Raw genomic sequence first — 13,257 nt, 5'->3', positions numbered from 1 at the left:
ATTCCTCAAGTTAACTTGAGGTAAAGCGCTTTATGGAAAAGAAATCACCCCGCATCAAAATGCTGCTGACGCCCGGCGAAGTGGCAAAACGAACCGGCGTGGCCGTCTCCGCGCTGCACTTTTATGAAAGCAAAGGGCTGATCCACAGCCAGCGCAACGCGGGTAATCAGCGGCGCTACCGGCGCGACGTCCTGCGCGCGGTGGCGATCATTAAGATTGCGCAACGTATTGGTATTCCGCTGGCAACCATCGGCGACGCGTTCGGCGTGCTGCCGGAAGGGCATAACCTCAGCGCCAAAGAGTGGAAGATGCTGTCGTCCCAGTGGCGGGAAGAGCTAGACCGACGCATCCATACCCTGACCGCGCTGCGCGATCAGCTCGATGGTTGCATTGGCTGCGGCTGTCTGTCGCGCCGCGATTGCCCGTTACGTAACCCCGGCGATAAGCTGGGTGAAGAGGGGACCGGCGCGCGATTGCTGGAAGATGACTAAAAAAACTAAAGCGCCACAACAGGGCGCTTTAGTTGTTTTCCGGTCTTGGTCTTTCGCACTATCCCGCTGGTACGCAGGAGGGTTTCCCCCGACGTCGGCTCACCTCAGTATTGCGCAATCTTTGATGGAGGTTCCGGTTTGCGCCGACACTTTAAGTGTGGCTCTTTTCTCTGAATTTGCCTCTTCCGTTTGCCGAAAAATTCCCGTCATTCGCCGCCTGTTCCTATAGTTAATTTGAACAAACAGCGGGAGAGGCTCATGTTAACGGTACATCATCTCAATCAGTCACGATCGCAGCGCGTATTATGGGCGCTGGAAGAGCTGCAGCTGCCTTATCAGGTTGTCTCTTATCAGCGGGGAAAGAATATGCTCGCCCCGGCGGAATTAAAAAGCGTTCATCCGCTGGGCAAATCACCAGTTGTAGAGGATAACGGCCATATTTTGGCGGAATCCGGCGCCATTCTGGAGTATTTACAGGAAACCTATGATAGTGCCCGGCGCTTAAAGCCTGAGTCGGTGGAAGATAAGCTGCAATATCGTTTCTGGCTGCACTACGCCGAGGGTTCGCTAATGCCCCTGCTGCTGATGAAGCTGGTATTTGCCAGCCTGGGTAAACCCCCAGTGCCGTTTGGCATGCGCACGCTGGGCAATGCGTTGGGCAAAGGGGTGCAAAAGGCGTGGCTTAACCGCCAGGTGGAAACCCATGCCCGTTTTATTGAGGCGCATCTTTCCCGCCAGCGCTGGTTTGCCGGCGCGGATTTAAGTATGGCCGATATTCAGATGAGCTTTCCGGCGATGGCGCTGCTGGCGCGCGGCGGCGTGGATGATTTACCGCATCTGACGCAGTGGGTTCAGCGCGTAGAGCAGCGTCCGGCCTGGCAGAAGGCGATTGCGCGCGGGGGACCATTTACCTTACCCGGCGAGTAAACTATTACTAAAGCCGATGACCGGCGAAAATTGCTATCAGCGCAATACAAAAATGTTACCGGATTGCGCATGGACGATAACGTTTGCGCATCGGCTGGTTATTTCCTGAACGTCATAAGCGAAATTTAGCGAAATACGACAAACTTCAGTTGAAAAGGCCCGTCTAAAGGCTGGATAATCGTTTGCCTTTTTATTTTGCTCATCATTTCCTCTGCTGACAGGGGGGAGCAAAGTCATTCTTCACACCGTATTGGATGCGCGGAGTTAAACGTTTGCTTTTCACAGCCCCTGGCGCTGCGATGTAGCACAAGGAGATCGCGTTTAACTGGCAGTGGATGGTCCACCACGCATCCAGACGAACGATAAAAATTCTCAGGGGAAGTTTTCTATGTCTACGCCTTCTGCGCGTAACGGCGGTTCATTAGACGCCTGGTTTAAAATTTCTGCTCGCGGCAGCACCGTGCGTCAGGAAATCGTTGCCGGTCTTACCACCTTTCTGGCGATGGTCTATTCCGTCATCGTGGTGCCAGGTATGCTCGGTAAAGCGGGTTTCCCGCCGGCAGCGGTATTTGTCTCCACCTGCCTGGTTGCCGGCGTCGGCTCTCTGGTGATGGGCCTGTGGGCGAACCTGCCGCTGGCGATTGGCTGCGCCATCTCGCTGACGGCGTTTACCGCCTTCAGCCTGGTGCTGGGTCAGCAGATCAGCATTCCGGTCGCGCTGGGCGCGGTCTTTCTGATGGGCGTGTTGTTTACGGTGATTTCCGCAACCGGTATTCGTAGCTGGATCCTGCGTAACCTGCCGCAGGGCGTGGCGCACGGCACCGGGATTGGTATCGGCCTGTTCCTGCTGCTGATTGCCGCCAATGGCGTAGGCCTGGTGATCAAAAACCCGCTGGATGGTCTGCCGGTGGCGCTGGGGCATTTTGACAGCTTCCCGGTGATTATGTCGCTGGTCGGGCTGGCGGTGATTATCGGCCTTGAAAAACTGAAAGTGCCGGGCGGTATCCTGCTGACGATTATCGGCGTCTCGATTATCGGCCTGATTTTCGATCCTAACGTCCACTTCTCCGGGATTTTCGCCATGCCGTCGCTGAGCGACGATAAAGGCAACTCGCTGATCGGTAGTCTGGATATCGTGGGGGCGCTGAATCCGGTCGTGTTGCCAAGCGTGCTTGCGCTGGTGATGACCGCGGTGTTTGACGCCACCGGTACCATTCGCGCGGTGGCCGGTCAGGCGAACCTGCTGGATAAAGACGGGCAGATTATTAACGGCGGCAAAGCGCTGACCACCGACTCCCTGAGCAGCGTTTTCTCCGGCCTGGTGGGCGCGGCGCCGGCGGCGGTGTATATCGAATCGGCTGCCGGTACGGCGGCGGGTGGTAAAACCGGCCTGACGGCAGTGACCGTCGGCGTGCTGTTCCTGCTGATCCTGTTCCTCTCGCCGCTCTCCTATCTGGTTCCGGCATATGCCACCGCTCCGGCGCTGATGTACGTCGGCCTGCTGATGCTGAGCAACGTGGCGAAAATCGATTTCAACGACTTCGTCGACGCGATGGCGGGCCTGATTACCGCGGTCTTTATCGTGCTGACCTGCAACATCGTGACCGGTATCATGATCGGCTTTGCGACGCTGGTGATTGGACGTCTGGTGTCTGGTGAATGGCGTAAGCTTAACCTGGGTACGGTGATCATCGCCGCGGCGCTGGTTATCTTCTATGCCGGCGGTTGGGCGATTTAACTTTTTCTGCTAACAACGGGCGGCTTTGGCCGCCCGCTTAATTTTTAAGCTACATCCTGTTTCCTTTTGCGTTAATCTGAGTAGCGTATTATGCCGAGACATGACGCCTCAGATGTAAAAAAAGAAACGCAGCAAACAGGGAACACATGGAAATATTTTTTACCATACTCATCATGACCCTCGTGGTCTCTCTCTCCGGGGTGGTTACACGCGTACTGCCCTTTCAGGTTCCACTCCCCTTAATCCAAATCGGCATCGGCGCGCTGTTGGCCTGGCCTACTTTCGGACTGCACGTTGAATTCGACCCTGAACTCTTTCTGGTTCTGTTCATTCCGCCGCTGCTTTTTGCCGACGGCTGGAAGACGCCGACCCGCGAATTCATTGAGCATGGGCGAGAAATTTTTGGTCTGGCGCTAGCGCTGGTGGTGGTGACGGTGGTTGGTATTGGCTACCTCATCTACTGGATCGTTCCGGGTATTCCACTGATTCCGGCTTTTGCTCTGGCGGCGGTCCTGTCGCCAACGGATGCCGTGGCGCTATCCGGGATTGTTGGCGAAGGGCGCATCCCGAAAAAAATTATGGGGATTTTGCAGGGCGAGGCGCTGATGAACGATGCCTCCGGCCTGGTCTCCCTGAAGTTTGCCGTTGCGGTGGCGATGGGCACCATGGTCTTTACCGTAGGCGGCGCGACGGTGGAGTTTTTCAAGGTGGCGGTCGGCGGTATTCTCGCGGGCTTCGTGGTCAGCTGGCTGTACGGGCGCTCGATGCGCTTCCTCAGCCGCTGGGGCGGCGATGAACCGGCAACGCAAATTGTGCTGCTGTTCCTGCTGCCATTCGCTTCTTACCTGATCGCCGAGCATATCGGCTTTTCCGGGATCCTGGCGGCGGTCGCGGCGGGGATGACTATCACGCGTTCCGGGGTGATGCGCAGCGCGCCACTGGCGATGCGCCTGCGCGCCAACAGCACCTGGGCGATGCTGGAGTTTGTGTTTAACGGCATGGTCTTCCTGCTGTTGGGCCTGCAGCTACCGGATATTCTCTCCACTTCTCTGGTGGCCGCGGAAGCGGATCCCAACGTCGAAACCTGGATGCTGTTTACCGATATCATCCTGATTTATGCCGCCCTGATGCTGGTGCGTTTTGGCTGGCTGTGGACGATGCGCAAACTCAGCCAGCGTTTCCTGAAAAAGAAACCGATGGAGTTTGGCTCCTGGACCACGCGCGAGCTGCTGATCTCCTCCGTCGCTGGTGTCCGCGGGGCGATTACCCTTGCCGGCGTACTGTCGATTCCTCTACTGCTGCCGGACGGCAACGTCTTCCCGGCGCGCTATGAGCTGGTGTTCCTGGCCGCAGGGGTAATTCTGTTCTCGCTGTTCGTCGGCGTGATTGTGCTGCCGATTCTGCTGCGGCATATCGAGTCGAGCGATCATGTCCAGCAGCGCAAAGAGGAGCGTCTGGCGCGGGCGGCAACCGCGGATGTGGCGATTGTCGCGATTCAGAAAATGGAGGAGCGCCTGGCTGCGGATACCAAAGAGAATATCGATAATCAGCTGCTGACCGAGGTCAGTTCGCGGGTCATCGGTAACCTGCGTCGTCGCGTCGATGGGCGCAACGATGTTGAGACCTCAATGCTGGAAGAGAGCCTCGAACGGCGGTTCCGTCTGGCGGCGCTGCGCTCAGAACGCGGTGAGCTGTACCACCTGCGCGCCACCCGGCAGATTAGTAACGAGACGCTGCAGAAGCTGCTGCATGACCTCGACCTGCTGGAAGCGCTGCTTATCGAAGACCAGTAACGCGGTTGTTCCCCGGGTCAGGCGTTTACGCCGCGACCCGGGGACTTACTTCAGCCAGAACGCCTTACTGCACGCCAGCCACGCGCGCGCGCTGTGCGACATATACACCCCTTCCCGCCAAATCATCCCCAGCTCCCAGCGCAGGTCGCTCTGCAAGGGGATCCAGCAAAAGCTCTGTGGGTCGAGACGCTGGCAAATCGGTTCCGGCAAAATCGCGACGCCAATTCCTGCCTGCACCATGGCGGCCAGAAAATCCCACTGTCCGCTGCGTACGGCGATGCGCGGCTTAACCTCATGCTGAGCAAAAAGCCGCATCAGCTGCTGGCTGAGGGCGAAATCCTCGTTGTAAATTACCAGCGGATACGCTGCGAGCGCCCGCGGCGATAATGACGCGATGCTCTCCCACTGCGCCGTTCTCGGCGTCAGTACGCAGAGCGGATGGCTGAACAGAGATAGCGTCGTCAGGCCGCTGGCCTCATCAACGGGAAGCGCCGTCATGGCCAGATCCAGTTCGCCGTTGCTAACCGCCTGCTGCACGGTCAACCCGCCAAACTCGGCGATTTTCAGCTCAATGCCCGCATAGCGCTGGCGGAAGCGGCTAATCGGCTCGGCCATCAGCATGCCGACCATCGGCGGGATCCCGAGGCGCAGTACGCCTTTGTGCAGATGATTAATATCGCTCAGCTCCGACTCCAGTTGATGAAATTCGCCAAGAATGGCCTGCCCGCGCTCGAAAACCACGCGTCCGGTATCGGTCAGCAGCAGCTTGCGCCCGTCGCGGATCAGCAGCGTACAGTTCAGCTCATCTTCCAGATTTTTAAGCATTTTGCTGATGGTGGGCTGCGTGACGAACAGTTTCTCCGCCGCGCGGGTAAAGCTTTGCTGGCGAACCACTTCGACAAAATAACGCAGCGTTCGGATATCCATGATTATTCCCTGAGACTATACCTGCGATGATTTTAATTCATTTCTGCCGGGCCGGGCGGCTCTCTATACTGCACGCCTGTCTTCTTTTTCAGGAATACCGCTCATGGCCTTCGCGCCAGCACGCGTGACGCCCTTCGTCATGCAACGTCTTCAGGTACCGGTTCAGGTACTGATTTACGCCGGACTGTTCGTCTGCTCTGAATATTTAGTCAACTGGCTGCACCTGCCGCTTCCGGCGAATCTGGTCGGCATGCTGCTGCTGCTGGCGCTGATTGTTTGCCGCATTATCCCCCTAAACTGGGTACGGGCCGGCGCCCGCTGGCTGCTGGCAGAGATGCTGCTATTTTTCGTGCCGGCGGTGGTGGCGGTCGTCAACTACGCGCAGCTGCTAATGGTCGATGGCTGGCGCATCTTTCTGGTCATTGGCCTGAGTACCACCATGGTACTGGGCGCAACGGCGTGGGTGGTTGATAAAGTGTATCACTATGAAGTCAGCAGGATGAAACATGAGTGATTTTCAGCTAAGCGTTCTGTGCCTTCTGGTCACGCTGGGACTCTATTTTGCCAACAAGCGGCTTTACCGTCGCTTCCATAAACTTCCGCTGATGCCGCTGGTATTTACTCCGATTCTGTTGGTCATGATTCTGGTGGTTGGCCATATCTCCTATCAACGCTACATGGGGGAGACCCACTGGCTACTGTGGCTGCTGGGTCCGGCGACGATCGCTTTTGCCGTGCCGGTGTATGACAACCTGGCGATCATTAAGCGCCACTGGATGTCGCTGACTGCCGGCGTCACTACCGCGTCGGTTGTCGCAGTGACCAGCTCGGTGTGGCTGGCGCGATTACTGACTTTACCTGATGAGATCCAGCGCAGCCTGGCGGTACGCTCGGTGACCACGCCCTTTGCGCTGGCGGCAGCCAAACCGCTGGGCGGTCAGCCAGACTTAGTCGCCCTGTTTGTGGTGGTGACCGGGGTATTCGGTATGGCGGTAGGTGATGTACTGTTTCTGCGCCTTTCTATTCGCGAAGGAATGGCAAAGGGGGCCGGGTTTGGCGCCGCATCGCACGGCGCCGGTACCGCACGATCCTACGAGCTTGGCCCGCAGGAGGGCGTGGTCGCCAGCCTGGTAATGATGCTATCCGGGGTGGTGATGGTGCTGGCCGCGCCGCTGGTGCGTTGGGTGATGTTCTAAATATTGCTTTTTACACAATGCGTTTTTTTATTAGTGCGGAAGTATATATCTAACTCCTCTTAATATTCATATAATTAGTCATTTTATATATATGAGTAGGCGTTAATTATCAGAATTGAAAGGGCAATGCGACGAATTTATTAGAGAATGTCCTTATTTATTTGTGCTTAATTGTAAGTAATTATTTCTGATTTTAGTGTTTTTAATTTTTAATATCAATATAAATATGTGAAGTAATAGATAGTGTGAATATGTTTTGTTTTTAATGCTATGATTTCATTTAAATATTTTTCATGTGTATGCTTTAATGTTTTATATAATGTGACTTCTTAATTAAGATAATTCATAAACTGTGGTTGAGAATAATCTCGATTTTAGTTACCTTAGTTACGTGAGCTTTTATTATTGAATGGATTCATGTGGAATTAAAGCTCTTGTATTTATGATCTGATATTATTAAATACAGGCAACTCACTCCCCATGCTGCAAGTCAGCTTAAATCTTAAGTTGATATTTAATTTCAATCTCTAATAAATGCCATAAAACAATTGATGGATTGATTGTTAATCTTAATATACAGGGGAATACCAATGAAATTAAAAGCCAAAACACTTGCCAAAATATTAACCTTATCTGCTGGCTGCTCTCTGGTGACCATGGCTCAAGCAGCGAATACAATTACTTTTACCGGTACGGTCTCAGATACCACTTGTACAGCCAATATCAACAATGGCGCCAACTCCATTGAAATGGGCACTGTTTCGGTAGCAGATTTAAAAGATAATACCTATAGCGCGGCCAAGAACTTCTCTTTCACTTTGAGCAATTGCCCTACCGGTGAAGAGGGGGCTCTGACAAAAGCCAGAATTACTTTTGGTGGTGAAGCAGATACATTTAATAGCGATTATTTTAAAAACCAGGCTCCAGTGTCTCCAGCCGCTAATGTCGCAATAGCTATTTTTGATAATGCCGGGGTCGTACAGAAGAACAATACTGAAGGTTCAGATGTCGATATTTCTTCTGGCGAGGCTACCATTCCGTTTATCGTTAAAATGGCTAAGTCGGGTGCCGCTGATCCAACAAAAGGGCCGGTGCAGACAACAGTAACTTATAATGTCACCTATTATTAATTAAGCATTATATAAATAGATATAGGGAAAGCCTTGAGCTTTCCCTCACTGGACTCTACCATGAATAAATTAGCTTATTTGATGTGTTTTTTTTCCTGCATATCCGTCGCGCAGGCCAGTGTGGTGGTTGGCGGGACGCGAGTGATATTCGACGGTACGCAAAAGGCGGCGACGGTATCTGTGCAAAATAAGGATAACGTTACAAATATTGTCCAGTCGTGGATCGCTGTTGTGGATGAAGCATCACCGGCAAAAGATTCCTTTATTACAACCCCTCCGCTATTTCGCCTGAAGGCGGGAGAAAAAGGGTTTGTGCGCATTCTTCGCTCAGGTAAACCGCTGCCCGAGGAGCGAGAGTCAATGTTTTGGCTAAATATTAAAGGAATTCCCGCTATGGATAGCGCCCCGGACAAAAATATGGTGCAGTTTGCCATTAACTCGCGGATTAAACTTATTTTTCGCCCGGCGGCATTAAAAAATGCCATTCCGGAAAATTTTGCCGAAAAGCTGCAGTGGTCTACTGAAGGTCGAGAAATTAAAGTAAAAAACGCCTCGCCGCTATATATGAATTTTTCAGAAATAACAGTTAATGGTAAGTCAGTCCCTGAAGCATGGTTTGTAGCTCCGTTCTCAACAATAAAAATACCGCTTGCAAATACATCTTCACCAGGGAAAAAGAAAATCACATGGAGCGTGATCAATGATTATGGAATGCCGGGACCAAAATACACCGCCATCATTCAATAACGTTGGACAGAATTTTACATTCCTGTTGAAGAGTGGCTATGTTGCCATTATTTCCTGCTTTGCCACAGTTCCGCTATCTACTCTCGCCGGTGAGTATTTCAATCCTCACCTGCTGGAGGTCAATGAAACCGGTACAACGTCGGTCGACTTAAGCTATATCTCCCAGGAAACCGTACCTCCAGGCGAATATAATCTTGATGTTTATATTAACAACGAATTTGTCACTTCCGAATCGGTCAGTTTCAAGCAACAGGATGAAAATCATGACGATTCTTCACCTTGTATCAGCGTCGCGCATCTGAAAGAGTGGTCAATTAAAACGGAAAATTACCCCGAGCTCGCGGTCGCGGGCTCCAGCTGCGCCAGGCTATCCGCGATCCCCGGATGGGGAACCACGGTATTACTTTCGCAACAGCGCGTTGATTTTAACGTGCCTCAGGTCGCGGTGATGCATCACCCGCGGGGATATGTTCCTGAAAACCGATGGCAGCAGGGCATTACCGCGGGGCTGCTTAACTATAATCTCTCCGGGCAAAAAACCGACCCGCGGCACGGCGGGGAAGCGACGTCGAGCCAGTTTGTTAGCCTGCAGCCAGGCTTAAACATCGGGCCGTGGCGCTTACGTAATTACAGCACTCTTAACCATGATGATAACGGCAACCAGTGGGACTCGGTCTACAGCTATATTGCGCGAGACATCCACGCCCTGAAAGGCCAGCTGATCGTAGGTCAAACCTATACTTCATCAAGCGTGTTCGACAGCATTAGCTTCACCGGGCTACAGCTGAATTCAGATAAAGAGATGCTGCCGGACAGTATGAATGGCTTTGCGCCGGTCATTAAAGGCATCGCCCGCTCGACCGCCGATGTGACGGTTTATCAGAATGGATACAGCATCTATAAAACCACGGTCTCTCCCGGCGCGTTTGAGATAAACGATCTTTATCCAACCGGCAGCGCGGGCGATCTGTATGTGACGGTGAAAGAGTCCGATGGCAGTGAACAGAGCTTTGTGGTGCCTTTTGCTTCGCTGGCGATTTTGCAGCGCGAGGGCCAGGTAGATTACGCTCTTAGCGGCGGTAAAACCCGCTCGGGGAGCTCCGGTGGAAAGGAATACAACTTCCTGCAATATAACCTTGCCTGGGGGGCATCGAGCAACGTCACGCTATATGGCGGTTTTCAGCAGCTTGAAGACAAATACAGTAATGTTTTGCTGGGCGCCGGACTTAACCTCGGCACTATCGGCGCGCTCTCTCTGGATGCATCTCAGTCCTGGGCGGATATCAAAGACAATTCCGCAGCGGATCGAACCTCATCCAGCGAAGGGCAATCTTATCGCGTGCGCTTTAGTAAAGATATTCCGCAGACGGGTACCAACTTCTCCGTTGCCGGATATCGTTATTCGACCCATGGCTATTATTCTCTGCAGAATTTCATTGATAGGGCGAATGCTCATAGCGGGTGCTGTTCATCAACGGGGCGGACTAAAGATCGTTTTGATGCTTCGGCTTCCCAGATTTTCTCCGGGTTCGGTTCTCTCTCCCTCTCGCTGGTCAGTGAATCTTATTGGGATAATTCACGTATGGAGTCGCTGGGGGTGAGCTATAGCAATACTCTGGGCCGCGTTTCCTATTTCATTAACTACTCCTATAGCCGAAATGTGCAGAGCGCAAGCCAGAACAGCGATAGCTCTCCGACCAGTGATAATATGATTTCGCTTACGGTGAGCATGCCTTTTGGCGCGGATATATCGGCTAACTACAACCTGAACAGCAGCCGGACGGGCGACACGACCCATAATCTGGGGCTGAGCGGTTCTGCTTTTGCGGACCGTTCCCTGAGCTGGAACGTGCAGGAAGGCTACAACGCCAGCGACAAAGGCACCTCGGGAAATGTCAATCTGAACTATCAGGGTTCACGAGGCGAAGTCGCCGCCGGATACGGATATGACAGCTATAGCTCGCACTACAACTACTCGTTGCGCGGTGGGATGGTTGCCCATTCCGGCGGGGTAACCCTTTCTCGCTATCTGGGTGAGAGCGTGGCGCTGGTCGAAGCGCCTGGCGTTAGCGATGTGGCAGTGCGCGGGCAGACGAATATTACGACCGATGCTTTCGGATACGCCGTTGTGCCTTTTGTACGACCTTACCATGAAAACAATCTCTCTCTTGATGAGCAGCAGGTCTCTGGTGCGGAAATTGATAATATTGTCAAAACAGTAGTACCGACGCGTAATGCGGTTGTTAAAGTCAAATACGATACCTGGATCGGCTATAAGGCCATGATCACCATAAGCTACAAAAACAAAGCGGTGCCTTTTGGCGCTGTGGTGACGCTAGATGATGAAAATCTGAATGATAAAGAGCGCCGTAGTTCAATTGTGGGCGATGCCGGGCAAGCCTATTTGACCGGGTTACCCAAAAAAGGCCGGCTATTTGTGAAATGGGGTGATACGAAAAATAGCCAGTGTTATCTCAATTATGATTTGTCCTCTAATCAGTCAGTGGATGATATCGTTTTTTATGCAGCGGATTGCCAATGATGAATAACAGGATAATGGCTTTAATTCATAAACCCAGGATGGAAATGATGGAAGGAAATAATTGCCGGTCATTAATGAAATCGCGCTTGTTATTCATTATTAGCATTGGGTTTGTATCTATTTTCGCAAGACCTGCCGGGGCCTATGATGCGAATAGTACTGTTAATTTCAATGTCACCGGTAAGATTGAAGAGCCCGTATGCGAGGTGTCGATAAAGCCCTCCAGTACTATCGATCTGGGAACGGTGTCCTATCAAAGTCTGAGCGGAAAACCAGGTGCGAGTAGCGCTGCGAAGATCGTTGCCATTGCCTTTGATAATTGCTCTCTCGGTACGGCTTCCGTAACGCTAACGTTTAGCGGTACCTCATTTAGCAGTACCTATACCGATATTTATGAGAGTGAGAACATTTATGGCGCTAAGGACGTCGGGCTTCAGCTGTTAAGCGCGGGGGATCAAAAGGTCCTGGGGCCAAATGACAGCTATACCTATGCTTTCATTGAGGGTTCTGAGCATGTTTTTAATATGAACGCCAGAATGTATACGCCGAATGGACGAGCTACGAGGGGAAGTGTCGCTTATACGGTCACTTTTAATGTGGCCTATAGGTGAACTATTCACGCGAGGGAGAGGAATGAAGACGTTTATTTTATTATTGCTGACCTGTTTGTTACCGGCTTACAGCTGGGCATGTCAATCTGGCGCAAATTTGGGTGATATCGCGTTGACCAATTTACCCCCGCAGATACTGGTTAATGCCGGAAGCTATTCGGCGGGCACCATTCTGTATGATTCCGGGCAGCTCACTCATCCAGATACATCTGTTACAGATTGTCGCGGGTGGTTATATGCACAGTTTGTATGGAATTCGGAGAATGCGGGCACGTTAGTTGGCGATAATATCTACTCAACTTCAGTACAGGGCGTCGGTATCAGAGTTAAAGTCTGGTTAAACATCACGGGTGAATATGCTGGTGATAAAGATGATTTTAATGCTGACTACAATGTTCACTATATCGGTGATGCGGACCTGTATCTGGGAAAACCAAACGGCTATGGCGATGACAAGGCGAGCACACATTATGCGCCAACGTACCAGGTGCAGCTTGTCGCTACGGGAGGGACTATCGCCAGTAATAGCACGCTGACGCTAGCCGATCCGATTTCCAGGGTTTCGATTCTCGACCTTGACGGAACGATGGTTCTTTCGCAGCTGCACGTGACGGGTTCGACAAAAATTCAGCTAACCCCGATGGGGTGCACGGTAGGTTCGACCGCCCTCAATTTCCCCATGGGCTCAATCAGCACAAACGTCTTTAATCTCTCGAACAAGGCTGGTTTTGCTGAGCAAACGCTTATCTTGTCCTGTGAACCCGGTACAAGAGTAACGATGCGTATTAACGCGACTGAAACAGATGGCGATAGCCCGGACAATAGCGTGATAGCGCTCACCCCTGGTAACAACGTGGCGACCGGCGTTGGCGTCCAATTGAATATTGACGGCGCTCCGTTATCCCTGAATACCAACTACCGGGTCTATCCTTACAACAGAACAACGGTAACTAATCCCGGCGCGGATGCCAGCTATCTGATATTCACCGATCCCGATAACCCCGGCGGGGCGGCGGCATCCAATGCGTTGACGTTTACGACGAACTATTACAAAACCGGATCGAAAGTAACCCCAGGAAATGCAAATGCAAGTGGCACGATAACCTTTATTTATCAATAAAATATACCCCGGTCGTCAGGCCGGGGTACGAATGA

General features: G+C 52.3%; 12 protein-coding genes. 11 read left to right on the top strand and 1 reads right to left on the bottom strand.

Annotated elements, in window-relative coordinates:
- Nucleotides 1-32 precede the first annotated feature (32 nt).
- The 4 genes from soxR (at nt 33) to EGY08_RS13040 (ending at nt 4,949) form a co-directional block, all read left to right on the top strand.
- The gene (gene soxR, locus EGY08_RS13060) at nt 33-491 is read left to right on the top strand and encodes a redox-sensitive transcriptional activator SoxR (RefSeq protein WP_004097815.1); all 459 of its coding nucleotides are present in this window, start codon (nt 33-35) and stop codon (nt 489-491) included.
- Between the two features lie 258 nt (nt 492-749).
- Nucleotides 750-1,418: a glutathione S-transferase family protein gene (locus EGY08_RS13055; protein ID WP_004127844.1), complete on the top strand. Its 669-nt coding sequence runs from the start codon at nt 750-752 to the stop codon at nt 1,416-1,418.
- Nucleotides 1,419-1,806: 388 nt separating this feature from the next.
- Nucleotides 1,807-3,156, top strand: a complete 1,350-nt coding sequence (locus EGY08_RS13045; RefSeq protein ID WP_004127847.1) for an NCS2 family permease — start codon at nt 1,807-1,809, stop codon at nt 3,154-3,156.
- A 146-nt stretch (nt 3,157-3,302) separates the two neighbouring features.
- Nucleotides 3,303-4,949 carry a Na+/H+ antiporter gene (locus EGY08_RS13040; RefSeq protein WP_004127849.1) on the top strand — a complete coding sequence of 549 codons (1,647 nt, stop codon included), beginning with the start codon at nt 3,303-3,305 and terminating at the stop codon, nt 4,947-4,949.
- Nucleotides 4,950-4,994: 45 nt separating this feature from the next.
- Here the strand turns inward: EGY08_RS13040 and EGY08_RS13035 are convergent, their stop codons facing one another.
- Nucleotides 4,995-5,876 carry a LysR family transcriptional regulator gene (locus EGY08_RS13035; RefSeq protein ID WP_004127851.1) on the bottom strand — a complete coding sequence of 294 codons (882 nt, stop codon included), beginning with the start codon at nt 5,874-5,876 and terminating at the stop codon, nt 4,995-4,997.
- A gap of 103 nt (nt 5,877-5,979) precedes the next feature.
- Here EGY08_RS13035 and EGY08_RS13030 point away from each other — a divergent pair, with 103 nt between their 5' ends.
- The 7 genes from EGY08_RS13030 to EGY08_RS13000 all read left to right on the top strand — a co-directional run bounded on the left by EGY08_RS13030 (nt 5,980) and on the right by EGY08_RS13000 (nt 13,222).
- Nucleotides 5,980-6,390 (top strand): CidA/LrgA family protein, encoded by a 411-nt coding sequence (locus tag EGY08_RS13030; RefSeq protein ID WP_004127852.1) that lies wholly within the window; start codon nt 5,980-5,982, stop codon nt 6,388-6,390.
- Nucleotides 6,383-7,072: an LrgB family protein gene (locus EGY08_RS13025; protein ID WP_004127853.1), complete on the top strand. Its 690-nt coding sequence runs from the start codon at nt 6,383-6,385 to the stop codon at nt 7,070-7,072. The genes EGY08_RS13030 and EGY08_RS13025 overlap by 8 nt, the downstream gene beginning before the upstream one ends.
- Nucleotides 7,073-7,662: 590 nt before the next feature.
- Entirely contained in the window at nt 7,663-8,202 is a 540-nt protein-coding gene (locus EGY08_RS13020; RefSeq protein WP_004127854.1) for a fimbrial protein, read from the top strand.
- A gap of 60 nt (nt 8,203-8,262) precedes the next feature.
- Complete coding sequence (locus tag EGY08_RS13015; protein ID WP_004127856.1) at nt 8,263-8,949, top strand: fimbrial assembly chaperone; 687 nt, start codon at nt 8,263-8,265, stop codon at nt 8,947-8,949.
- On the top strand, nt 8,903-11,491 hold the full coding sequence (locus EGY08_RS13010; RefSeq protein WP_123828567.1) for a fimbria/pilus outer membrane usher protein: 2,589 nt from the start codon (nt 8,903-8,905) through the stop codon (nt 11,489-11,491). Before EGY08_RS13015 ends, EGY08_RS13010 begins: the two co-directional genes overlap by 47 nt.
- Nucleotides 11,488-12,102 (top strand): fimbrial protein, encoded by a 615-nt coding sequence (locus tag EGY08_RS13005; protein ID WP_032742009.1) that lies wholly within the window; start codon nt 11,488-11,490, stop codon nt 12,100-12,102. The genes EGY08_RS13010 and EGY08_RS13005 overlap by 4 nt, the downstream gene beginning before the upstream one ends.
- A 22-nt stretch (nt 12,103-12,124) precedes the next feature.
- Complete coding sequence (locus EGY08_RS13000; RefSeq protein WP_004127865.1) at nt 12,125-13,222, top strand: type 1 fimbrial protein; 1,098 nt, start codon at nt 12,125-12,127, stop codon at nt 13,220-13,222.
- The last annotated feature ends 35 nt before the right edge of the window (nt 13,223-13,257 follow it).

The organism is Klebsiella sp. FDAARGOS_511 (assembly GCF_003812845.1).
GTDB lineage: Bacteria > Pseudomonadota > Gammaproteobacteria > Enterobacterales > Enterobacteriaceae > Klebsiella > Klebsiella grimontii.
The sequence above is the reverse complement of the archived record's forward strand: the minus strand, read 5'-3'. Positions and strand labels throughout refer to the sequence as shown.